The organism is Mesorhizobium liriopis (assembly GCF_024053505.1).
Classification (GTDB): domain Bacteria; phylum Pseudomonadota; class Alphaproteobacteria; order Rhizobiales; family Rhizobiaceae; genus Mesorhizobium_B; species Mesorhizobium_B liriopis.
Genome location: NZ_JAMXQS010000003.1, coordinates 90,131 through 113,729 on the forward strand (window position 1 = coordinate 90,131; position 23,599 = coordinate 113,729).

The 23,599-nt window shown below is 62.8% G+C and carries 21 protein-coding genes; 11 read left to right on the top strand and 10 right to left on the bottom strand.

The features are described from left to right. Positions 1-397 precede the first annotated feature (397 nt). Complete coding sequence (locus NGM99_RS06180) at positions 398-1,624, bottom strand: Gfo/Idh/MocA family protein (RefSeq protein WP_252817149.1); 1,227 nt, start codon at positions 1,622-1,624, stop codon at positions 398-400. A 72-nt stretch (positions 1,625-1,696) separates the two neighbouring features. After that, positions 1,697-3,049, bottom strand: coding sequence for a glucoamylase family protein (locus NGM99_RS06185; protein WP_252817151.1), 1,353 nt, complete (start codon positions 3,047-3,049; stop codon positions 1,697-1,699). Positions 3,050-3,207: 158 nt separating this feature from the next. Between NGM99_RS06185 and NGM99_RS06190 the strand changes: the two genes are divergently transcribed. From NGM99_RS06190 to NGM99_RS06205, 4 genes are all read left to right on the top strand, one after another. Then, a complete protein-coding gene (locus NGM99_RS06190) occupies positions 3,208-3,396 on the top strand; it encodes a hypothetical protein (protein ID WP_252817153.1) in 189 nt (62 codons plus the stop codon). 134 nt (positions 3,397-3,530) lie between these two features. Then, complete coding sequence (locus NGM99_RS06195) at positions 3,531-5,183, top strand: ABC transporter substrate-binding protein (RefSeq protein ID WP_252817155.1); 1,653 nt, start codon at positions 3,531-3,533, stop codon at positions 5,181-5,183. Between the two features lie 150 nt (positions 5,184-5,333). After that, positions 5,334-7,925, top strand: coding sequence for a response regulator (locus tag NGM99_RS06200; protein WP_252817157.1), 2,592 nt, complete (start codon positions 5,334-5,336; stop codon positions 7,923-7,925). Positions 7,926-7,928: 3 nt separating this feature from the next. Further along, positions 7,929-9,872, top strand: coding sequence for an AI-2E family transporter (locus NGM99_RS06205; RefSeq protein ID WP_252817159.1), 1,944 nt, complete (start codon positions 7,929-7,931; stop codon positions 9,870-9,872). Between the two features lie 307 nt (positions 9,873-10,179). Here NGM99_RS06205 and NGM99_RS06210 read toward each other — a convergent pair whose 3' ends face one another. Together NGM99_RS06210 and NGM99_RS06215 are read right to left on the bottom strand one after the other, a co-directional pair. Then, positions 10,180-10,557, bottom strand: coding sequence for a response regulator (locus NGM99_RS06210; protein WP_252817161.1), 378 nt, complete (start codon positions 10,555-10,557; stop codon positions 10,180-10,182). A gap of 58 nt (positions 10,558-10,615) precedes the next feature. Beyond that, positions 10,616-11,563: an aldo/keto reductase gene (locus tag NGM99_RS06215; RefSeq protein ID WP_252817162.1), complete on the bottom strand. Its 948-nt coding sequence runs from the start codon at positions 11,561-11,563 to the stop codon at positions 10,616-10,618. Positions 11,564-11,688: 125 nt separating this feature from the next. Between NGM99_RS06215 and NGM99_RS06220 the strand changes: the two genes are divergently transcribed. From NGM99_RS06220 to NGM99_RS06230, 3 genes are all read left to right on the top strand, one after another. Then, entirely contained in the window at positions 11,689-12,492 is an 804-nt protein-coding gene (locus NGM99_RS06220) for an inositol monophosphatase family protein (RefSeq protein ID WP_252817165.1), read from the top strand. Positions 12,493-12,614: 122 nt separating this feature from the next. Continuing rightward, positions 12,615-13,277 carry a PAQR family membrane homeostasis protein TrhA gene (gene trhA, locus NGM99_RS06225; RefSeq protein WP_252817167.1) on the top strand — a complete coding sequence of 221 codons (663 nt, stop codon included), beginning with the start codon at positions 12,615-12,617 and terminating at the stop codon, positions 13,275-13,277. Positions 13,278-13,391: 114 nt separating this feature from the next. Next, entirely contained in the window at positions 13,392-14,486 is a 1,095-nt protein-coding gene (locus tag NGM99_RS06230) for an ABC transporter substrate-binding protein (protein WP_252817759.1), read from the top strand. A 348-nt stretch (positions 14,487-14,834) separates the two neighbouring features. Here NGM99_RS06230 and ugpC read toward each other — a convergent pair whose 3' ends face one another. From ugpC to NGM99_RS06255, 5 genes are all read right to left on the bottom strand, one after another. After that, positions 14,835-15,872, bottom strand: a complete 1,038-nt coding sequence (ugpC, locus tag NGM99_RS06235) for a sn-glycerol-3-phosphate ABC transporter ATP-binding protein UgpC (RefSeq protein ID WP_252817169.1) — start codon at positions 15,870-15,872, stop codon at positions 14,835-14,837. Further along, a complete protein-coding gene (gene ugpE / locus NGM99_RS06240; RefSeq protein WP_252817171.1) occupies positions 15,873-16,721 on the bottom strand; it encodes a sn-glycerol-3-phosphate ABC transporter permease UgpE in 849 nt (282 codons plus the stop codon). It abuts the gene before it with no gap. A gap of 36 nt (positions 16,722-16,757) precedes the next feature. After that, a complete protein-coding gene (gene ugpA / locus NGM99_RS06245; protein ID WP_252817173.1) occupies positions 16,758-17,642 on the bottom strand; it encodes a sn-glycerol-3-phosphate ABC transporter permease UgpA in 885 nt (294 codons plus the stop codon). Between the two features lie 106 nt (positions 17,643-17,748). Then, positions 17,749-19,065 (bottom strand): sn-glycerol-3-phosphate ABC transporter substrate-binding protein UgpB, encoded by a 1,317-nt coding sequence (ugpB, locus tag NGM99_RS06250; protein WP_252817175.1) that lies wholly within the window; start codon positions 19,063-19,065, stop codon positions 17,749-17,751. A 141-nt stretch (positions 19,066-19,206) separates the two neighbouring features. Further along, entirely contained in the window at positions 19,207-19,365 is a 159-nt protein-coding gene (locus NGM99_RS06255; protein ID WP_252817177.1) for a YqaE/Pmp3 family membrane protein, read from the bottom strand. 87 nt (positions 19,366-19,452) lie between these two features. On the opposite strand from NGM99_RS06255, the gene NGM99_RS06260 reads away from it, so the two are divergent. Further along, entirely contained in the window at positions 19,453-20,034 is a 582-nt protein-coding gene (locus tag NGM99_RS06260; protein WP_252817179.1) for an NUDIX domain-containing protein, read from the top strand. Here NGM99_RS06260 and NGM99_RS06265 read toward each other — a convergent pair. Further along, positions 20,031-20,234 (bottom strand): hypothetical protein, encoded by a 204-nt coding sequence (locus tag NGM99_RS06265; RefSeq protein WP_252817181.1) that lies wholly within the window; start codon positions 20,232-20,234, stop codon positions 20,031-20,033. The two genes, NGM99_RS06260 and NGM99_RS06265, sit on opposite strands and share 4 nt — an antisense overlap. A gap of 163 nt (positions 20,235-20,397) precedes the next feature. Between NGM99_RS06265 and NGM99_RS06270 the strand changes: the two genes are divergently transcribed. The 3 genes from NGM99_RS06270 to NGM99_RS06280 all read left to right on the top strand — a co-directional run bounded on the left by NGM99_RS06270 (position 20,398) and on the right by NGM99_RS06280 (position 23,576). Then, a complete protein-coding gene (locus NGM99_RS06270; RefSeq protein WP_252817183.1) occupies positions 20,398-21,861 on the top strand; it encodes a protein adenylyltransferase SelO in 1,464 nt (487 codons plus the stop codon). Positions 21,862-21,930: 69 nt separating this feature from the next. Continuing rightward, complete coding sequence (locus NGM99_RS06275) at positions 21,931-22,695, top strand: histidine phosphatase family protein (RefSeq protein ID WP_252817184.1); 765 nt, start codon at positions 21,931-21,933, stop codon at positions 22,693-22,695. Further along, on the top strand, positions 22,692-23,576 hold the full coding sequence (locus NGM99_RS06280; RefSeq protein WP_252817186.1) for an NAD(P)H-hydrate dehydratase: 885 nt from the start codon (positions 22,692-22,694) through the stop codon (positions 23,574-23,576). The genes NGM99_RS06275 and NGM99_RS06280 overlap by 4 nt, the downstream gene beginning before the upstream one ends. Positions 23,577-23,599: the final 23 nt, after the last annotated feature.

Sequence of the window (23,599 nt, forward strand, 5' to 3'; positions counted from 1 at the left end):
GACGCTCAAGCATGGAGCGTGCCACATATCCGGCGCCTTGTTCCACACATCGCTGGTGGGACATTCCTGCCACCGGTGGCGCAAGCCGAAGCATTTTGTGCCCGTCGTCTCAGCAGATGCATGAATGAGAGGCAGTCGCCGGGAAGCCGGCAATTGCAATTGAATCAACTTGTTTGGAGAAGCTGGACCTCGAGGATGGCAGCACGAGCCCACGCAATTTGCGCGCGCAAACCGACAAATGTCGTTTTGCCTTTTTCGCCGGCGTTGCACATATGGGTCCGGTCGGTGCGGGTTCTCCTCCCGTTTTCCCGGCCGATGTTCCCCTCTGGAGGTTTCAGCAAACCTCTGATCTCGCCGGGCTTCCTGAGCCCGGCGTCTTTTTTGGCAGGATCGCGCGTCAGGCGCCTTTGACCGTCATGTCCGGGTTCAGATCGACCCACTGCCCCGCATCGGCAGCCTTGTAGAGAGCCTCGATCAGCCGCACGTCGCGCAGGCCCATTTCGCCAGGCGTCTTGATGGGGATGTTCTCGCGGATCACTTGCGAGAAATGGTCGATCTCGCCGGTGAACTGGACTTCGGAGCCGTCTTTGGTCTTGACCTCCTGGACGCCCTTGTCGCTGAAGACCGACAGCTTGTTGCCTTCATATTCGGTGGCGGGATCGAGAACCACCGTGGCCTTGGAGCCGAACAGGTCGGCGCGCTTCTTGGTAGCATCGTAGCCCGAGGAAATGTTGGCGCGGCGGCCCGAGGGGAAGACGAGTTGGGCGCTGAAGGTGCATTCGACCTCGGCGAAACGCGGATCGTTGGGTGGCGAGAACATTGTCGCAGCGACCCGACTGGGCGCTTCGCCCAACAGCCAGATCAGCCCGTTCAGCGAATAGACGCCGATATCGACCAGCGAGCCGCCACCCGCGATGGCCTTCTTCATACGCCACTCATCGCGCGGCAGCGAGGGGTCCAGCGGGCGATGGTGGTCCGAAGCTGCGAACCAGACGTCGCCGAGCTCGCCCTTATCGACCATCTCCTTGGCCCGGATGTTGTGCGGCTCCCAGTGGACGCGATAGGCGACCATCAGCTTGCGGTTCGCAGCCTTGGCCGCGTCGATCATGCGCTGGCACTCGGCGGGCGAGTTCGCCATCGGTTTTTCGCACAACACATGCTTGCCGGCTTCCAGCGCCTTGATCGTCAGTTCGGCATGCGTCGAGTTGGGCGTGATGATATAAACGGCCGCCACCTCGGCATTGTCGCGCATCTTGGCCATGGTGTCGTAGGCATAGAAACTGCTTTCCGGGATGGCATAGCGGGCGCCCACCGTCTGCAACTTGTCCTGGCTGCCCGAAACGAGCGCCACCGGCTTGGAAAGGCTCGCGCGGGCGAGTGCGGGGAGCGCATAGCCTTGGGCGAAATCGCCCAGACCAACCACGGCCCAGCCGAGTTTTTCGGCCTCGGGGCCTGTGGGTTTCTTTTCCAGCTTGGGTTCGGGGCGACCGGTGGGCGTCGCAGGAATAGCCGCATTGCCTTGCGCGGACGCCACGGAGGATGCAGCCATCAGACCGCTGAGACCGACCGTCAGGCCACCGACGAACTTGCGCCGCGAGGGGTGGGAAAGGCTGCTCTGGTTCATGAATGCTCCGGACTGCTGGTTTCGCTCGATGCGGCAGCAACCGGGGCGACCGGAGAGCGGTTCCATCACGGGTCAGCGGGCGTCCTTGTTCTCCAGCCAGCCACCTGCGAAGCCTGCCACTTCCAGCCCGCGCCGAATGGGCGCCACGTCACGCATCAGTTTCCATAAAAGGCCCGAACGGTGGTTCTCGGCCATCATCACCATGATGCCTTGGTCGAGCCCGTAAAGCGCATCCGATACCCAGCCCTCGGCCCCGAAGCCGCGTGTGTTGGCGAGCGTCGGGTTGATGCCGCTCGGGATGCGGTCTCCCTTCACCGCATGCGGATAATGCTCGACCAGATGGCGCAAGGCCGACAGACAGATTTCCGGCGCGAAAGGCAGCGAGGCGAGATAGGACCAGGGCGCGACCGTGCCATCATCGGGACCATGCGGGGCGCCGCGCGCCTTGTAGCCCCAGAAGCGATGCTTCCTGCCATTCACGGAGCGCCGGAAATTGCCGGGCCCGTCGGTGGCCGACAAGCCCCAGAAATCCTCGCCGTATCCCTTGAAGCCGTAGGGGTTCGTTTTCGCATATTCCCGATGGGTTTCGGTGGCGAGGCGGCTGTTGGTGAAATAGTCGGAATCCTGCTTCCGCATGTAACTGTCGCGAATGCCGCCGAAGTCGATCCAGGCATGCGAGAACTGATCGAGAAAGAGCGGACCGCCATAGAGCTGGCAACGGCCATAAATGCGCTCCCAGCGATAGGTGCTGGCCCAGGCTTCATAGGCCTTGGCTTCGATCGGGTGCGTTTCGGAGCCCAGCGCCAGAATGTAGAGGATCGCGGCTTCATTGTAGCCGTCCCAGCCATAGCGCAGAAAGCCGGAGCGCGGCCGCCAGCCGTGACGGATGGTCTTCTTGTTGGACATGGCCCAGCGCCAGTCCACGCGATCGTAAAGCGCCTGCGCGCGTGTGCGGATTTCCGCTTCGCTCTCGTCTTCGCTGTCGAAATAGGCAGCGGCGGCCAGCCCACCGGCAACAAGGAATGCCGTGTCGAGCATGGACAGTTCGCAGTTCCAGGCCCGGCGGCCGGTCTTCATATCGAGGAAATGGTAGAAGAAGCCGCGATAGCCGGAGGCGTGTTCGTCGCGTGATTGCTCGGCATCCGTCAGGAAACGCAGGGTGGCGAGCGTCAGCGCCACGGCGTCCGTTCGGCTCATCCAGCCGCGCTCGACCCCGACCGGGTAGGACGAGAGCGCAAAGCCGATCACCGCGATGCTCGCCGGGATGTCCTTGCGTGTCGTGTCGGGCACGAGGCCCGTCTTGGGGTAGGCGTGGTCAAGAAAATACTGGAATGCCGCACGCTGGAAGCGGTCGATCAGCGCCTCGTCGCTGTCCGCTTCTTCGTTCGCTCTGCCGCCCGGCATTTCGTCTATTGTCACTCGCATCGGCGGATACCCTGAACCACGCGCCTTAACGTGTCTTAAAGCGGCGCCGCCTGGGCGGTTGCCTCACGATATGGAGCGCAGCCTTCGCGCAGATGGAGAACCTCCTTGCCGGTTCAAGCGTTGAGCGCGCTCCACATCGTGAAAAGCAAGGGAAACCCATGGCCGATATCTGCATCAAGTGCCCGAGCACCGGTGAAACGGTCGCGACCGGCCAGACCATCGAGCCGGAAAATTTCGAAACCACCGATCTCGGCATGCAGACCTTTCAGTGTCCGGCCTGTGACGAGACGCATACTTGGAACAAGCGCGACGCTTTCTTGCGCGACAGCGACGCAGGCATGGACTGATCTCCTGTTTCCCGTTTTTCTCTTGCCAGAGAGCCAGCTTTAGGTTGCACTGCTTTCCGCAAGCGGAGCCCGAACCTTGGCACGTCCGACGCGTGCATCATCCGGCTCCCAAGAGATAAAAGGGGAAGCGACAGATGATCTATCGTAGCAACAGCGACCGGGTGCCCGAGCACATCCGGAACGCCGCCGAAGGCGTGAAATCAGGCAAGCTCGACCGCCGCGAGTTCCTCGCCATGGCAAGCGTGTTCGGCGCCTCCACGGCCATGGCCTATGGCATGATCGGAATGGCAGCACCTTCCAAGGCCCATGCGCAGGAAGAACCGGTCAAGGGCGGCACGATCAAGGTCGCCATGTTCATCAAGGACGCCAAGGACCCGCGGACAGCCGACTGGGCCGAGATCGCCAACGCCCAGCGCCAGACCTTCGACCAGCTGGTGAAATACACCGAGGACTATACGTTCGAGGGCCGTCTGCTGGAATCCTGGGACGTCAACGACGACGCCACCGAATACACGCTGAAGCTCAAGCCGGACGTGACGTGGAACAATGGCGACAAGTTCACGGCCGATGACGTGGTGTTCAATTTTGCCCGCTGGTGCGACAAGTCCGTGGAAGGCAATTCCATGCCCGGCCGCCTGGGCAGCCTCGTGGATGACAAGACCGGCAAACTGCGCGAGGGCGCGGTGACCAAGGTCGACGACCTCACCGTCAAGCTCAGCCTGACCAAGCCCGATATCGGCATCATCCCGAACCTCACCGACTATCCCGCACTCATCGTCCACCGCCAGTTCGACGAGAAGGGTTCGACATTCGCCGCGTGGCCGGTCGGCACGGGTGCCTACGAGCTCGTCTCCTACGATGTCGGTCAGAAAGTGGTGCTGAAGAAGCGCGCCGATGGCAAGTTCTGGCGCGGCGAGCCCAATCTCGACGGCATCGAGTTCATCGACTACGGCGCCGATCCGTCCGCGATGGTTTCGGCCTTCGAGTCCGGTGAGGTGCATACCAATTACGAGACGACCGCCGACTACGTCTCGATCATGGACGGCATCGGCATGGTCAAGGGCGAGGTGGTGACGGCGGCAACCATCGTCGCGCGCACCAATCTCGGCAACAAGCCTTACGACGACGAGAAAGTGCGCAAGGCGCTCCAGATGGCGGTCGACAACGCGACCGTGCTCCAGCTCGGCTACGGCAATGCCGGCACTGTCGGCGAGAACCACCATGTGGCGCCGATCCACCCAGAATATGTGGAGCTTCCGAAGCAAACCCGTGACGCGGCGGGCGCCAAGAAACTGATGGCGGATGCCGGCCAGGCCGACTTCGAGCACGAACTGATCACCGTGGACGAGGACTGGCACAAGAACACGGGCGACGCCATCGCCGCCCAGATTCGCGACGCCGGCATCAAGATCAAGCGCACGGTTCTGCCGGGCTCGACCTTCTGGAACGACTGGACGAAGTACCCCTTCTCCATGACCAACTGGAACATGCGACCGCTCGGCGTTCAGGTCCTGGCCCTCGCCTATCGTACCGGCGAGGCCTGGAACGAGGCGGCATGGTCGAACCCGGATTTCGACGCCAAGCTCAATGCCGCGCTCGCCGAGCCGGATGTCGAGAAGCGCAAGGTGATCATGAAGGACGTCGAAACCATCCTTCAGGGCTCGGGCATCCTCATCCAGCCCTACTGGCGCAAGCTCTACCAGCACTCGCAGGCCAGTGTGAAAGGCTTGCGTGCCCATCCGACGCAGGAACTGGACTTCCAGAAGGTTTGGTTGTCGGAGGCCTGATCGGGGATTGGGTTGAAGTAAGGGGGGCGCCGAGAGGCGCCTTCCTTTTTTTGGAGGCGCTTACGATGCGAGCTCAATCCAACACCACGCAACCCAATGCCTCATCGCGCGTTACGCGCAATCGACCGCGCGGGGGCACGCCGACTTCACATGACTGGAAATTTTCTGACGCGGTTCCGTTCGAGTGCCTGGTGGCTTCGCAACGGTTCAGCGGTTGCTGTCGTGTTGTTCCTGCTGGCTGCGGCGATGACCATCTGGAACTTCGCCGCGACGGGCGCGGACCGCGTCCGCATCTCGGCTCAGACGAATGCCGCGCTCAGCCTCGAACGCTTGCTTTCACTTGCACGCGATATCGAGACGGGCGGGCGCGGCTTCGCGCTGGTGGGCTCTGACAGTTACCTCGAACCGTATCGAAATTCGGTCGCAGGGGTCGAGCGGCTGGAAACCGACGTGACCAATCTCTGGCTGCAGAGCGGGGGCGACGAGAGCGAACTTCAGCCGATCTTCAGTCAATTTGCCCAGAAGCGTGCCTATACCGAACGCCTGATCACGGCGCGGCGCGATGGTGGGCTCGACGCCGCGATCGCGGTCGCGCAGACGGGTGAAGGCAAGGCCTTGATGGATGGCCTGCGCGAGCAGGTGGGGGCACTGCAAGCCGAGTCTGAGGAGCGCCGCGTTCACATTGCAGCCCGCGACCGCCTGCGTTCCGGCGTTCTCACCGCCCTCTCCCTCGCCTCAGCCCTGCTTGCCTGCGCAACCTTTGCCTGGCTGGCCTGGCACCGCCGTCGTCTCGTGCAGCGCTCAGAGCGCGAACTGAGTGCTGTGGGCGACCGCTTCCGCACGCTTGCCGACAACATCCCGCAACTCGCCTGGATGGCGGACACCAAGGGCACGCTCTACTGGTATAACAAGCGCTGGTACGACTATACCGGCACCACGCCCGCCGACATGGAAAACGACGGCTGGAAGAAGGTGCACGATCCGGAATATCTCGAAGCAGCCGCTCAACGTTTCGCCGATGCCATTGCGAACGGCGATCCGTGGCAGGATACGTTTCCCTTGCGCGGCAAGGACGGCTCGTATCGCTGGTTCCTGTCCATGGCGCAGCCTATCCGCGACGATCAGGGCCGCATTCTGCGGTGGTTCGGCACGAACACCGACGTGACCGAACAGCGCGAGCAGGAGCTGGAACTGGCAGCTGCGCGCGACGCGGCCGAGGACGCCAACCGCGCCAAGAGCCAGTTTCTCGCCAATATGAGCCACGAACTGCGAACGCCGCTTTCCGCCGTGATCGGCTACAGCGAGATGCTAGAAGAAGAAGTCGAGGAAATGGGCGAGAAGCACCTGCTGGGCGACCTCGGCAAGATTAAATCCAACGCGCGCCACCTTCTCAGCCTCATCAACGACGTGCTCGATATTTCCAAGATCGAGGCCAACAAGGTCGAGATCTACGCGGAAGAGTTCGACGTGGCCGAGATGGTGCGCGAAGTGGCGGCGACCGTCGATGCGCTGGTGTCGCACAAAAGCAATCGGCTCGAGCTTTCACTGGGAGCGAACCTCGGTCGCGCCCACACCGATGTCGTCAAGATCAGGCAGGTCCTGATCAACCTCCTGAGCAACGCCGCGAAGTTCACGGAGAACGGGCTGATCACACTGACCGTCGAGCGGAAAGCTTCCGACCAGGGCGACCGCATCACCTTCCGTGTGAAGGATACCGGCCTCGGCATGAGCGAAGAGCAGTTGGCGCGCCTCTTCCAGCGCTTCACGCAGGCCGATGCCTCGACCACGCGGCGCTTCGGCGGAACGGGCTTGGGGCTCGCCATCACCAAGGCCTTCACCGACATGCTGGGCGGCGAGGTGAGCGTGGAAAGCCAGCCCGATCTCGGCTCGACCTTCACGGTTTCCATCCCTCCCGAGCTTGGAAAGCCGCGCGTGGTGGATAGCGAAACGGAGATCAAGCCGGTTGAAAGCGAGGAGGATCTGGTTCTCGTGATCGACGACGACGCTTCCACACGCGATCTTCTTTCCCGCTTCCTCGGCCGCGAGGGTTTCACCGTGCGCGAAGCGGGGGATGGCAAAACGGGACTGGCGCTCGCTGAAGCGCTCAAGCCAAAGGTCATCCTGCTCGACGTGACCATGCCGCGCATGGATGGGTGGGAGGTTCTGCGAAACCTCAAGAGCGATCCGCATCTTTCCGCCATTCCGGTCGTCATGTGCACGGTGATCGACGAGAAGCATCTGGGCTTCTCGCTCGGCGCCGCAGACTACCTCGTGAAGCCCGTCGATTGGGACCACCTCAAGGAAGTGATGGAGCGTATCGGCCCTCAGACACCGGTCGGCGATGTGCTTATCGTGGAAGACGATACCGATACCCGCGCGCGTCTCGAAAAGATCATGTCGCGCGAGGGTTGGACGGTAACGGAAGCCGAGCATGGCCGCGATGCCTTGGCCAAGGTGGCGCTTCATACGCCGAGCCTGGTGCTTCTCGATCTGAACATGCCCGAAATGGACGGCTTCACCTTTCTGCGCGAGTTCCGCTCGAAGCCCGACGCGGCCAATGTGCCCGTGGTCGTGATGACTGCCCGCGACCTTTCCGCCGCCGAACGTGCCGAGCTCAAGGGCAACGCGGCAAGGGTGATCGAAAAGGGAACGTTAGGCTTGGGCGAACTCGCAGCGCAGCTGCGCACCTATGCGAGCCCGCGCGATGGTGCGGACGCAAAAGCACCAGAGAAGGTGAGCTGAGCCATGGATCTCGAACTCGCCCGCCTCGTCAAACGCGCGGTCCCGCTCTGGATCGTGCTGGGCTCGGCCCTTCTGGTGCTGACGCTTGCGCTGCTGCTTTATCTCGGCGCGGAGTTCTTCGTGGCGCTGACGCTCGCGATGCTCTTGAGCTTCATCCTCGCGCCCGTGGTGCGGTTTCTGGAAAAGCTCAAGCTGCCGCGCGGCGTCGCCGTGGCGTTGACGGTCGCAAGCGCGTTCGGGGCGATCGCGCTTTTGTTCTTCATCATCGGTAGCCAGCTCGCCGCCCTCGCGACCGACCTGCCGCGCTACCAGACCACGATCAAGGAAAAGGTGGAAGGTCTGTCGAGCCGCGAGGGGCCTGGTGGCTCCATTACCCGCGCGGTCGAGGTGTTCACGCGTTTCGCGTCCGAAATCTCTCCCGGTGAGGCGGAGGACGCCGCCGATGGCTCCCCTGCCGCGACCAACGCCGCGCCGCGCCCGATGCCGGTGGTGGTTCAGGAAGATCACAGCGTACTCGGCACGCTCGGCGTCGTGGTGTCGCCACTGCTTCACCCTTTGGCGACCACGGTTCTGGTCTTGGTCTTCGTCCTGTTCGTGCTGTCCGCGCGGGAGGACTTGCGCAACCGTATGATCCGCCTGATGGGCACGGACGACATCCAGCACACCACCGCTCTTATCGACGATGCCGCGCGGCGCTTGAGCCGGCTCTATCTGATGCAGCTGGCACTCAACATGGCCTACGGCGTGGTGGTCGCCATCGCGCTTTGGCTGATCGGCGTGCCGAGCGCGCCGCTCTGGGGGATTCTGGCGGGTATCACGCGGTTCATTCCTTATGTGGGCGCGTTCCTCGGCGCGATCCCACCGCTGGCTCTGGCCTTTGCGATCGATCCGGGCTGGTCGATGCTGATCATGGTCTTGCTGCTGTTTCTGATCATCGAGCCCATCGTGGGTCATGTGATCGAGCCGCTTGTGTTCGGCCATTCGACTGGCCTGTCGCCGGTCGCGGTGGTGGTGGCGGCCGCCGTATGGACGCTGCTTTGGGGGCCGATCGGGCTCGTTCTTTCGACGCCGCTCACCGTTTGCCTCGTGGTGATCGGGCGGCATGTGGCCAAGCTTGAATTCATCGAGGTGATGCTGGGCGACAGTCCGGCCCTGTCGCCAGCGCAGATCTTCTACCAACGCATGCTTGCGGGCGACCCGTCGGAGGCGGTCGCCAAGGCGCGCGATTTCCTGCGCGAACGCTCGCTCGCCACCTACTATGACGAGATCGCCCTCGAGGCGATCCGGCTTGCGCATGAAGATGTCGCACGCGGCCGTCTCTCGCCCGAGCGGCAGGAGGTCATGCGACGCTCGACCGGCGAACTGGTTGCCACACTCGAACATATCGTAGGTGACCCGCGTCCCAAGGGCGGACAGGTTGGTTCGGAAGCAGCGGCCGCCGTGCGCGCGGTCGGGCCCGACACCGAAGCGGCGATGCGCCTGCTTTCCACGAGCGACCTTCGGCCCGACTGGCGCACCGGACGCGGCGTGCTCTGCCTCGCCAAACCGAACAGCCTGGACGAGATTGTGGCCCATATGCTGGTGCAGGTGCTGAACAAGCACGGATTACCCGCCCAGTATGTGGCGCTGTCGACATCGGGCAAATGCGAGGCCTCCACGGCCGAGCGCGCCGGCGACGTGCAGATGGTGTGCCTGTCCTATATGGAGCCGCTCAGCACCCTTCACCTGCGGCACGCGGTTCGGCTGACGCGCCGCTATTTCGACCATGTGAAAGTATGGATCGGCATCTGGCGCGAGCGCGATCGCGGAATGGCAAGGACGCTGGGCCGTGCCGCACGCGCAGATGGCGTTGCGCCGACGATCGGGATGGTGCTGGCAGCTGCGATGGCCGCAGCGACGGAGCAGGAGGTGAAAGAGGTCGTGGGTTTACGGGTAGCGGCTGAGTGATCCTGCCCCAGAGTATGGCATCCAGTGTCATCACTGGAATGAGCGTCCGAGCGCTCGCGAGCGTTCAGGGGTTGAGGAGATAACTCGCACGCGCCACCCTTGGCCATGAGGATAAGGCAAACCTCATCCTCAAGCTTCGAGTCGGAGCTTAGCCCTCATTACACGGATGAACGGCAGCGCTCATGTCTTTCTCCTCCATATCGAGAGGGGACGAGGTGGTGAAGACGCATGCGCCACCTCGACGCTGCAAGCACGCGTTGTCACTTCGATGGCCTGCGACCCTGTTCAAGCCGGTCCGCCGATCGCGTTATGCCGCAGTCCCTGCATTTGGCACCTTGGCCTCGATCTGGGTCAAGAGTTTTGCGAAATCGACTGGCTTGGGATGGTAGTCGTCGCAGCCTGCTGCGAGCGTCTTTTCCTTGTCGCCAGCCATGGCATGCGCCGTCAGCGCGATGATCGGCGTACGGGCAGTCTCCGGTGTGGACTTGATGATCTTGGCAGCAGACCAGCCGTCGAGCACGGGCAGGTTCATGTCGAGCAGGATGATGTCGGGCAGTTCGGCGCGGGCCTTGTCGACGGCCTGTTGACCGTCGGTTGCGACCACCACGTCATAACCGCGCCGCTTGAGGCGGCGCGACAGGAAATCCCAGATTTCTTCGTGATCCTCGACGAGCAGGATACGCATGGTCGCATGTCCGATTGCATAGTGATCCGCTCCAACGCGCGAGGGCGGGTTTTGCTCCTTAAGCTTGCCCGGCTCTCGTCAGCGCTTCGAGGTCCTCGGCATCGAGCTTCAGCTGGGCGCCGCGCGTCAGGCTTTGCAACTGCTCCACCGAAGTTGCCGAGGCGATGGGCGCTGCGACGCCCGGCTGGGCGGCAACCCAGGCGAGCGCGATTTCGGCATGCTTCGCGCCGGTCTTCTCCGCCACCTGATCGAGAGTAGCCAGAATGCGTTGGCCTTTGCTATCGAGATATTTCTTGATACCACCGCCGCGCTGGCTTTTGCCGAGGTCGGCTTCCGAACGGTACTTGCCCGACAGAAAGCCCGAAGCGAGCGAATAGTAGGAGATCAGGCTCAGGCCCTCGCGCACCACGAGGTCCTGAACGGCACCTTCATAGGCATCGCGGTCGTAGAGGTTGAACTCGTTCTGCAGCGTCTGGTAGCGCGGCAGACCTTTTTCATCGGAAAGCTTCAGAGCTTCCGACAAAAGCTTTTCGTCGTAGTTCGATGCGCCGACAAAGCGCACTTTACCGGCATCGATCAGCTTCTGGTAAGCACCGAGCGTTTCCTCCTGCTGCACCCGATCGTCAGGCCAATGGCTCTGGTAGAGGTCGATGTAATCGGTCTGGAGGCGCGAGAGCGAGTCTTCCACGGCCTGCGCGATCCATTTGGCCGACAGGTCCTTGTGCCCCTGCCCCATGTCGGACCCGACCTTGGTGAAGATATGAACCTTGTCACGGTTGCCGCGCGCTTTTACCCAGCGGCCGATGATCTTCTCGCTCTCGCTGTCATTGCCCGGCACCCAACGGGAATAAACGTCGGCCGTGTCGATGGCCGTGAAGCCCTGATCGACCAGCGCGTCCAGAACAGCGAACGAAGTCGCCTCGTCGGCTGTCCAGCCCATCACATTGGTGCCGAGAACCAGCGGCGCGATTTCGATGTCGGTTCCGCCCAGTCTGCGCTTTTCCATGCGTGATGCTCCTTTGATGTGCGTCTTCAACATAGGCGAGCCGGGTGCGATGAACAGTTCCGGCTTGCCAGTCTTCCGCTTCGCATGGCATCGGACGGCATTTCCTGTCCCATGCGAGCCCTCTCATGACCTCACCCATCGAACAGCGCCGCGAGGCCGCCATCCGCATCGCGCATGAGGCGGGCGAGCTGGGGCTCAAGCATTTCCGCGAAATCGAGACCTTGACCATCGAGAAGAAGGGTCACCAGGATCTCGTGTCCAATGCCGACCGCGAGCTGGAAATCCTCGTGCGCGAGCGCTTGGCCGAAGCCTTTCCCGAAGATGGGATCACCGGTGAGGAGCATGCCGACAGGCCGGGCACGTCGGGCTTCACCTGGGCCATCGACCCGATCGACGGCACAGCCAATTTCGTGCGTGGCATTCCGGCATGGTGCGTGTCGATCGCCTGCGCGGACGCCCAGGGCGTCGTGGTCGGCGTGATCCGTGAGCCATCGAGCGGCGAGACATTTGCCGCGAGCCGTGGCGGCGGCGCAAGCGTGAACGGCCGTCCGATGAAGGTTGCCGACGTATCCTCACTCGGCGAAGGCACGGTCGGCGTGGGCTTTTCCAACCGCTCGGAAGCCAAGAAGACGCTCAAGCTCATAGGCGACATCATCGGCGAAGGCGGCTTCTTCTTCCGCAACGCCTCGGGCGCGCTGATGCTCGCTTACGTCGCCGCAGGCCGACTCATCGGCTATGTCGAGGAGCACATGAATTCATGGGACTGCCTCGCGGCCTTTCTGATGATCGAGGAAGCGGGTGGCACGATCCTGCGCCCGGATCCAGATACCATGATCAAAAGCGGCTGCATGGCGATCTGCGGCGGGCCGAAGCTTTATCCGCGCCTCGAACAGCTCGCGCAGGACGCGTTCGGACATATCGCGCGCTGACAGATTCCTGTCAGACAGAGTGGATACGAGGGGCAGTCGAAGAGTGGCTTAGGCCAAAGTCGCAATCACCACGGGCATTTTGCCTTCTTGCAGGCAAAGGCGTCAGCAAGGACTATTCACCGATGACGACGCCCGAGCCCCTTCATCCCCACGCCATTCGCTGGCACTACAGCGCGGCCGAAATCTGGGCTGACGGCGTGGTGCATGTGCTGGGGCTGGTTCTGGCCTTCGGCGCGTCGCTCGTTCTTCTGCTCAAGCTCGGCGGCTGGGACCTGCCGGGGCTCGAGATCGCGGCGGTGGGAACCTATCTCGCTACGCTCCTTGCCTCTCTCGGCATTTCGGCGGTCTACAATCTCTGGCCGGTGAGCCGTGCCAAATGGATCCTGCGCCGCTTCGACCATTCGGCAATCTTTCTGTTGATCGCCGGCACCTACTCGCCCTTCATGGCGCGGCTCGAAATGTGGTGGATGCTCGGCTTCGTCTGGCTCGCGGCGGGTCTCGGCGTGGCCTTCAAGCTTTCCGCGCCCGGCCGCTTTCCCCGGCTGTCGGTCCTGTTCTATCTGGCGCTCGGCTGGACGGGCGTTTTCGCCTACCAGACGCTCGGTGCCGAGTTGCCCGCGCTGGTCTTATGGCTGATCCTGGGTGGCGGGCTTGCTTATTCGTTCGGTGTGGTGTTCCACATCGCCGACCGCATGCGCTTTCACAATGCGGTCTGGCACGGTTTCGTGCTCGCAGGCGCAGGGCTGCATTTCGGCGCGGTGTTCGCACTGGCTATGGCGGCCTGATCCTGTAGCATCGCATGAGACCGTAAGCAGCCGTCGGCTTCAAAACGCGGCGCTTGGAAAACAGGAGAGGAAATACCCATGAAGACGCTTCTGAGCACGGCCGTGCTCGCCGCGATGCTGACCGGCACGCCGGCGCTTATCACGTCCGCATTGGCCGACGACATCTCGTTCGCGGTGGCAGGCCCGATGACCGGCCAGCTCGCCAATATCGGCGACCAGTTCAAGCAGGGCGCGCAGGCCGCGGCCGACGCCATCAACGCCAAGGGCGGCGTGATGGGCAAATCAATCAAGCTCGTGATGGAAGACGATGTCTGCGATCCCAAGCAGGCCGTGTCCATCGCCAACCGCATCGTCGGCGAAGGCATCATGTTCATCGATGGCCATGCCTGCTCGGGTGCGAGCATCCCGGCCGCCGCCGTTTATGCCGAATCCGGCGCGCTGATGATGACGCCCGCTTCGTCCAACCCGCTTCTCACCGACGATGCCGCCAAGAAGGGCTGGCCCACCATCATGCGCCTTTACGTGCGCGACGACGGTCAGGGCGCTTTCGTCGGCCCATGGATCGCTGAAAAGTACAAGGGCAAGAATGTCGTGATCCTGCACGACAAGTCGGCCTACGGACAGGGTCTGGCCGATGCGGTGAAGGCCAAGATGAACGAGGCCGGCCTGACCGAAGTGCTCTATGAAGGCCTGAATGCGGGCGAGAAGGACTATTCGGCACTCGTCACCAAGCTGAAAGGCTTGAAGGCCGATTTCGTGTTCTTCGGCGGCTACCATCCGGAAGCCGGCTTGATCCTGCGTCAGGCGGCCGAGCAGAACTTCAAGCCGCAGCTGATGATGGGCGACTCCATCGCCTCGCCCGAGTTCTGGGCGGTCGCAGGTCCCGCCGGTGAAGGCGTGATGTTCACCTTCCCTGCCGACCCGCAGAGCCGCCCGCAGGCCAAGGAAGCGGTCGAGACGATCAAGGCCAAGGGCTTCACGCCCGATGGCTTCACGCTGTTCTCCTACGCCGTGATCCAGGCCTTCGCACAGGGCATCGAGCGGGCGCAGTCGGAAGATCCGTCGGCGGTTGCCGCTGCCCTGAAGGATGGCAAGCCGATCGAAACCGTGATCGGCCCGATCACCTTCGACGAGAAGGGCGACATCGCCAACGCCGCCTACGAGATCAATGTCTGGCACGACGGCAAATATGCGCCGATGAAGAACTGAGTTTCATCAAAGATCGGATCGAGCGGGCGGGGTTCGGATGAGCCTCGCCCGTTTTGCATTTAAGTTGTCTGGCTGAGGGAAATCTCCGCTTCGCGAAATCGTCAGATCATCCCCAGCACTCTCGGCGTCATTCCACTCACGAACAGAAACACCCCGAGCGAAACCGCACAGGTCAACACGACCCAGCCAGCAAACCACAGCCGCTCGCTCCGCTGAGAGGCGGGCTTGGCCTGATAGGCGAAGCGAAGTTTGGTGGAGCGGTATCGACCCATGACGCAAGGGAACATGGGCTATCACCTATGTCGAGCGGGATCGTGCGGTGCGCTTAAAGCCCGCTGTGTCCGATCGCTAAATTTGCACTGAAACGCCCTGCCCTTCGACACGCTTTCCCTGTGCATCGAAGAAGTGCAGCTTGTCGGCAGGCACGTTGACTGCGACCCGCTCGCCCACTTCGACCTGCGACCGGCCCGGCGCGCGCAGGATGACGCGGCCGCCAGGGGTGGTGCCATGCAGAAAGCTTTCGGCGCCGACGGGCTCGACGGCCTCGATCCGGGCTTCGAGCCGCAAGCCGGACGTGGCTGAAGCGATCACCGCATCCTCGGGACGGAAGCCGAGTGTTTCGGCGCCGGCCGGGGCCGTCACCGATAGATCCGACAGCTTCAAAAGGTTCATCGGCGGCGCGCCGATGAAGCTCGCAACGAAGGTTGAGGCAGGCTTCTCATAGATGTCGAGCGGACGGCCGGCTTGTTCGACCAAGCCGCCATTCATCACCACGAGGATGTCGGCCAGCGTCATCGCCTCAAGCTGGTCGTGGGTGACATACACGGACGTGACGCCCAGAGCGCGCTGGAGGCTCTTGATCTCGACGCGCATCTGGCCGCGCAGCTTGGCGTCGAGGTTGGATAGCGGCTCGTCGAACAGGAACACTTTCGGCTCGCGCACGATGGCGCGGCCCATGGCGACACGCTGGCGCTGGCCGCCCGAGAGCTGGCGCGGGGTGCGGTCGAGCAGGTGCGACAGTTCGAGCCGCTTCGCCGCCTCATCCACGCGGCGCTTGATCTCGTCCTTGGGCGTGCCACGGTTGCGCAAGCCATAGGCCATGTTGTCGAAAACGTTCATGTGTGGGTAGAGCGCGTAGTTCTGGAACACCATCGCGATGTCGCGCTCGGTGGGACCGATCGCGTTCACCACCTGCCCGTCGAAGCGCACCTCGCCTGCCGTGATCTCTTCGAGACCTGCGATCATGCGCAGAAGCGTGGACTTGCCGCAGCCTGAGGGGCCGACCAGCACGCAGAGTTCCTTGTCGGGAATGGCGATGGAAACGCCCTTCACGGCTTCCGTCGAGCCGTAGCTCTTGCGGACGTCCTTCAGTTCAACCGAAGCCAATTACTTCTCCGTTTCGACAAGGCCGCGCACGAACCAGCGCTGCATGAGAACCACCACGAGAACGGGCGGCAGGATGGCGAGAACGCAGGTAACCATCACCAGATGCCACTGCGTGTCGGCGTCGGCAAACGAGATCATCTTGCGCAGCGCGATGACGATCGTGTTCATGTCCGAGCGGTTGGTGACGAGCAGCGGCCAGAGATACTGCGTCCAGCCATAGATGAAGAGGATCACGAACAGCGCCGCGATATTGGTGCGCGAGAGCGGCAGGAGGATATCCCTGAAGAACCGCCAGGGACCCGCCCCATCGACACGCGCGGCCTCCACCAGCTCGCCGGGAATCGTCATGAAGAACTGGCGGAACAGAAGCGTCGCGGTGGCAGAAGCGATGAGGGGCAGGATCAGGCCGGTATAAGTATCGATCAGGTTGAGATCGACCATCACCTTGTAGGTCGGCAGGATGCGGACCTCCACGGGCAGCATCAGGGTGATGAAGATCAGCCAGAAGAAGACCATCCGGCCGGGAAAGCGGAAGAAGACGATGGCATAGGCCGACAGAAGCGAGATGATGATCTTGCCGATCGCGATGCCGAGCGCCACCACCGTCGAGTTGAACAGAAGTGTGCCGACCGCCACGCCGCCGATACGGCCGACACCGCCGAAGAGCGCGGTGGAGTAGTTCGCCCACCCCTGATCGCCAGGAACGAGCGGCAGCGGCGGACGCAGAATGGTCTGCAGCGAATGCGTCGAGGCGACCAGCACGTAATAGATCGGGAACGCGACGACGAGCACGCCGAGGATGAGGACGGCGTGAGCGATGAAGGTGCGGATAGGGGACTGGCCGATCATCGCTTCAGCGCTTCCTCGGATACGGACAGGTCACGCTCAGCCATAATGCACTTTCCGCTCGACATAGCGGAACTGAACCGCCGTCAGCGCGATCACGATCACCATCAGGATCACCGACTGCGCGGCTGAGTCACCCAGCACCAGATTGACGAAGCCGTCATTATAAACCTTGTAGACCAACGTTTCCGTGGCCTTGCCCGGCCCGCCGCCGGTGACCGCGTGGATGATGCCGAACGTGTCGAAGAAGGCATAGGTCGTGTTGATGACGAGCAGGAAGAAGGTCGTCGGCGCGAGAAGCGGAAAGACGATGGTCCAGAAGCGCTTGGTTTCGCGCGCGCCGTCGATGGCGGCCGCCTCGATCAGGGATTTCGGGATGGCCTGAAGGCCGGCGACAAAGAAGAGGAAGTTGTAGGAAATCTGCTTCCATGAAGCGGCCGCGACCACCAGCGCCATCGCTTGATTGCCGTTGAGCAGCGGATCCCATGCAATGCCCAGATTGCGCATCAGCACGGCAAAGGTGCCGATCGAGGGGCTGAACAGGAACAGCCACAACATGCCGGCGATCGCCGGCGCCACCGCATAGGGCCAGATCATCAGCGTACGATAGAAGCCTTTGCCCCGGACAACCTTGTCGGCCTGAACCGCAAGCAGCAAGGCCACGGCCATCGCGACGAAGGCGGTGGCGACGGAGAAGATCACCGTCACCTGCAGCGCGTTGATGTAGTTCGGGTCGGCCAGAACCTTGCGGAAATTGGCGAGGCCGACGAACTGCGATTTGAGCCCGAACGGATCCTCACGCTGGAGTGACTGCTGGAGCGCCTGGGATGCGGGCCAGTAAAAGAAAATGAGCGTGATCGCCAGTTGGGGCGCGACCAGCAGATATGGCAGGAGCTTGTTGGGAAAGACGACGCGGGGGGTCACGGAGCCTCAAAAGTATGTACGCCGGCGCGGTCAGAGGTGCCGGCGTCGAAAGGGATGAGCCGAGACGAACACATCGCCGCCTCGGCCGTCACGATACTCCGATAGTTCAGTTCCCCAGCGCCTGCTGGATCGCGGCATTGCCGCGGCTGACCGCATTGTCGAGCGCCTGCTGGGCGGTCTGCTGACCGGCGAGCAGCTTCTCGAACTCTTCGTTCTCGATATCGCGCACCTGCGGCAGGTTCACGAGGCGCACTCCCTTGGAGTTTTCGGTCGGCGCCTTTTCGAGCATCTGCTTGATCGGCAGTTCGCGCGCGGGGTTCTTGTCGTAGAAGCCCGACTTCTTGGTTTCCTCATAGGCCGCCAGCGTGACGGGCAGGTAACCCGAGACCTGATGCAGGCGGGCCTGGATCGGGGTCTGCGAAAGGAAATCGAAGAAGGCAGCGACGCCCTTGTATTCCTCGTCGGATTTATTGGCGAAAACCCAAAGCGAAGCGCCGCCCGGCGTGGTGTTCTGCGGGGCGCCCTGCGCCGTCTCGTCATAAGGCAGCATGCCGTTGCCGAAATTCATGCCCGACTTCACGACATCGCCGAGACCGCCGGAAGATTCCGTCATGATCCCGCATTCGCCCGCGAGGAAAAGCTGCTTGGCCTCGGAAGTGCGGCCGCCATACTTGAAGGTGCCGTCCTTGGCGAGGTCGGCGAGCTCCTGAAAATGCTTCACGAAGAGCGGTGCGTTGATCTTCAACTCGACATCCGTGCCTGCGATGCCGTTCTCGTTGGTGCCGTAGGAAACGTTGTTCCAGGCGGCGAAATTCTCGGTCTGGATCCAGGTGAGCCAGGTCGAGGTGAAGCCGCAGGGAGCAGCACCAGATGTCTTGATCTTCTTCGCCGCATCCCAGACCTCTTTCCAAGTCTTGGGCGGCGTGTTCACGTCGAGACCGGCCTTCTGGAAGATGTCCTTGTTGTAATACAGAATCGGCGAGGACGAGTTATAGGGGAAGGACAGCATGGTGCCGTCGGGCTTGGAATAATAGGCCACGATGCCCGGCAGATACTGGCTCTTGTCGAAGGGCTTGGCGCCCATGGAGAGAACGTCGGCCACCGGCTTGATGGCAGCTTCCGCGCCCATCATCACGCCCGTGCCGGCATCGAAGACCTGCATGATATGCGGGGCCTGGCCTGCGCGAAAAGCGGCGATGCCGGCATTCAGCGTCTCCGGATATGTGCCCTTGAACACGGGCACGACCTTGTAGTCGCTCTGGCTCTCGTTGAATTCCTTGGAAAGCGTTTCCACCACTTCGTTGTTCGCACCCGTCATGGCGTGCCACCACTGGATCTCGGTAACGGCGAAGGACGATGTGGTCGTCAGAAGCGTGAGGGTGATGCCGCCGGCGAGGCCGCCCGCGATGGCTGAAAACTTCATGGATTTCTCCCGTTTCTTTGTGAAAGCGGGAACCGGCCGCCTTGGCACCTCCATGCCAAACCAGCCGCTTCCTCCCAGAAGCCAGTATCGACGGATTATGACAGCCCGACAACGATTTTGTTTTGCCGACGACAGATCCGGCTACTTACGCTGGATCACCCAGATGGCGTGGATGATGCCGGGGATATAGCCACACAGGGTCAGAAGGATGTTGAGCCAGAAGTGAAGCCCGAGGCCGACTTGAAGGAAAACGCCGACTGGTGGGAGTATGATGGCGAGCAGGATGCGGATCACGTCCAAAGGGCGGTCCTTTCGGGTAGCGATTGACAGGGTGAGCCCAAACGCGCGACCCGTTTCTTCGTTCAGTCAAGACAATGCAGGGCTGGTATGAGCGGCACTTCCATCGAGCGCATCGAAACCATCCATGACGGATGGGGGCGGTTTCTGACGCTTCATCTGAAATCGGCGGACGGGACGCGGTTCACACGCGAAGTCGAGGATCATGGCGACGCGGCCTGCGTGCTGCCCTACGATTCCGTCCGTCGTTGCGTGATGCTGGTGAAGCAGCCACGCGCGCCTTTGCTGATGCGAAACGAGCCGGATCATATCTGGGAGGCGCCCGCCGGCATTCTGGACGAGGCAGACCCGGCGGCTTGCGCCCGACGCGAGGCGCTGGAAGAAACTGGCCTGCGTATCGGCGAGGTCGAGGCCCTCGGCGCATTCTGGTCGATGCCCGGCGTGTCGGCCGAGCGCATCCACCTGTTCCTGGCACCCTACAATGAAACCGACAAGGTCGCGGCGGGCGGCGGACTGGCCGATGAGAACGAACAGATCGAACTCGCCGAAGTGAGCTTCGAAGACGTGTTCAGCGCAGCGGATACCGGCCAGATCACGGACATGAAAACCTGGGCGCTGCTGCAGGCCTTACGCCTGCGGCACCCGGAAATCAGCCGGCCTGTCGCCGGCTAAGATTTGCGACCGCGCGCGGAAGCGGTTTTCTTTTTCGGCGCGGCTTCCGCACTTTCCTGCGCTTCGCGTTCAAGCCGCATCGCGCGTAGGCGGGCGATCTTCGCATCGCTCTTGCGGCGCTCTTCTGCGAGTGTGTTGAACGCGATCTCCGAAGTGCGCGTAGCCTTTTCGATCTTTTGCTGTTCCGTCAGGACGACCATGCCATGCTCCCAATCCCGTGCGCAGCCAGATAGGGCGAGCTTTCATGAAGTCAGGGGTTAAGTTTTAGTTCTTTCGAGCAGCATCCGTAGGGTCCCGCTGGCAGAGCGGGGCACAGTGCTTATCTAAGGCCTCAAGCCACCGCCCCTCGCGTGGAGCCGCGCCATGACTGTTCATTTTCCCTTCGACAACACCTATTCCGCCCTGCCCGAGCGCTTCTTCCGCCGTACGGAACCCACACGCGTAGCGGCACCACTGCTGTTGAAGCTCAACACGGCGCTGGCGCAGGAGCTCGGGCTCGACCCGGACGCACTCGCTTCGCCCGAGGGGGTCGAGGTGCTCGCCGGTAACCGTGTGCCGGAAGATGCCTTTCCGCTGGCGGCGGCCTATGCCGGACACCAGTTCGGACAGTTCGTGCCGCAACTGGGCGATGGGCGTGCGATCCTGCTCGGCGAAGTGGTCGACGTCCATGGGCAGCGGCGCGACATCCAGTTGAAGGGCGCGGGGCCGACCCCGTTCTCGCGGCGGGGCGACGGGCGCGCGGCGATCGGTCCGGTTTTGCGTGAGTACATCGTCAGCGAAGCCATGGCCGTACTCGGCGTACCCACCACACGCGCACTGGCAGCCGTCGCGACAGGCGAGCATGTGTATCGCGAGACGGCCCTGCCTGGTGCCGTCTTGACGCGCGTGGCGGCGAGCCATATCCGCGTCGGCACCTTCCAGTTCTTTGCCGCACGCGGTGACACGGACGGCATCCGCGCGCTGGCCGACCATGCTATCGCGCGCCATTACCCGGAAGCGGCACAAGAGGTGCGGCCTTATCCGGCCTTTCTTTCGGCGGTCATCGCGGCACAGGCGAAGCTTGTGGCGCAGTGGATGAGCCTCGGCTTCATTCATGGCGTGATGAACACCGACAACTGCTCGATCGCAGGCGAAACCATCGATTACGGCCCTTGTGCCTTCATGGATGCCTACCATCCATCCACTGTGTTCTCGTCGATCGATGCGCAGGGCCGCTATTCCTATGCCAACCAGGCTCCCATCGCGCAGTGGAACCTCACCCGGCTTGCCGAAACACTGCTGCCGCTGTTTTCGGACGATCTCGATGAAGCGGTAAAGGAGGCGGAAGCCTTGCTCGGCGCGTTCAAGTCCGCCTTCGAAGACGCGCTGATCGCACGCTTCCGCCGAAAGATCGGCCTCAACACGGAGCGCGAGGAGGATCGCCTTCTGGTGCAGGGCCTGCTCGACCTGATGGCCCATGCGGGTGCTGACTTCACGCTCTCATTCCGCGCGCTCGCGGATGCTGCGGATGGCGACGAGGCACCGTTGCGCTCACTCTTCGCGGATCCCGAACCCCTTGAAGGCTGGCTCCAGCGCTGGCGCGAGCGGCTTGCGCTCGAACCGGACGAGACGCGCCCCGCCGCCATGCGTATGGTGAATCCGTTCGTGATCCCGCGCAATCATCGCGTGGAGGAAGTGATCCAGGCAGCGCAGCAGGGCGATCTCGCACCCTTCGAGACGCTTCTCAAGGTTCTCGCCAGACCGTTCGAGGCGCAGGTCGGGCTCGACGCCTATGCCAATCCGCCTGCGCTGGACGAGCGTGTCTTGCGCACCTTCTGCGGCACCTGAACGTCGCCGCTCGGAACTTGTTGCCGCGTCCCTTCTTCCTAGTTCCGGAGCGAATATGAGGGGACATGCATGGCGCAGCGCTGGCCGGACCGCATCTGGATCGTTCGTCACGGGGAAAGCGCGGGTAATGTCGCCCGCGTGGCGGCTGACAAAGCCGGGCTCGCCCGCATCGACATCGCCGAGCGCGACGTGGATGTCCCCCTTTCCGATCTGGGCCATGAGCAGGCGGAAGCGCTGGGCGCGTGGTTCGCGGCAAAACCCGAGAATGAACGGCCAGAAGTGCTGGTGTCCTCGCCTTATGTCCGGGCCCGGCAGACCTCCGACATCATCCGCCAATCGGGGGGTCTGACGCAGGATGCGCCTGCGGCTTATCTGGACGAGCGGCTGCGCGAAAAGGAGTTCGGCATTCTTGACCGGCTGACCACCGCAGGCATTCGCGAACTCCATCCAGAACAATTCGAGTTCCGCCGTATCCTCGGCAAGTTCTACCATCGGCCGCCGGCGGGCGAGAGCTGGTGCGACGTGATCCTGCGCCTGCGCAGCGCGGTCGACACGATCAGCCTGCATTATTCGGGAAAGCGCGTGGTGATCGTGGCGCATCAGGTGGTGGTGCTCTGCATGCGCTATCTTCTGGAAAACCTCGACGAGGAGCAGATTCTGGCCATCGACCGCGAGGGCGATGTCGCGAACTGCGCCATCACGGAATATGCCTTCGACCCTACCGAAGGGCCGGACGGTGCGATGAAGCTCCAGCGCTACAATTTCGTCGCGCCGCTGGAACGCGCGGGCGCGCCCGTCACCGATGAGCCGGATGCTGCGGTGGCTGTACGATGAGCCCGGTTTCCGCGCTCGACGACGCGCTTTTGCGCAAGCGTCCGCTGCCGCAGCCGGGTGATGGCGGCAAGGATGAACGCGGCGCGATCGTCGTGATCGGCGGTAGCCGCGAATTGCCGGGCGCGGCGTTTCTGGCGGGGCTCGGCGCGTTGCGCGCCGGTGCCGGCAAGCTCAGGGTCGCGACCACCACCGCGCGGGCGGCGGCCCTTGCCGTGGCCCTGCCGGAAGCGCTGGTGATGGAACTGCCCGAGACGGAAGACGGGGATCTTGCGTCAGACTGCTGGGATATTCTCGAGTCGCGACTCACTTATGCGAATGCCATTCTGTTCGGGCCGGGCATGAGTCAGTGCGACGATACGCATAAGCTGATGGGCCAGCTTGCTGCGCATCGGACGGACGCCGCGCTGATCGTGGATGCCGGTGCGCTTTGTGGGCTGGCCGACCACCGTCAGGCGCTCCTGAAACGCGAGAAGCCGAGCGTGTTGACACCCCATGCGGGTGAAATGGCGAACCTCCTCGGTGTTGAACGTGCAGAGATCGAAGCCGAACCGCTGAGGGCTGCGCGCGACGTGGCGGAGAAACTGAACACGGTGGTCGCCATGAAAGGCGCCAAGACGCATGTGGTCGCACCCGATGGCGAGGCGTTTCTGTATGAAGGAGGCGGCGTAGGACTTGGGACGTCCGGTTCGGGCGATGTGCTGGCCGGCGTGATCGCTGGGCTGGCCGCGCGCGGCGCGTCACCGCTCGATGCAACGCTGTGGGGGGTGTTCCTGCATGGCGAAGCGGGCGCAATCCTGAGCGAGACGGTTGGGACGCTGGGGTTCCTCGCGAGGGAGATCCTGCCGGAGATTCCTCGGGTTTTGATGCGGTTCGAGGGCTGATCGTCGGGTCAGCGGAACGGCCC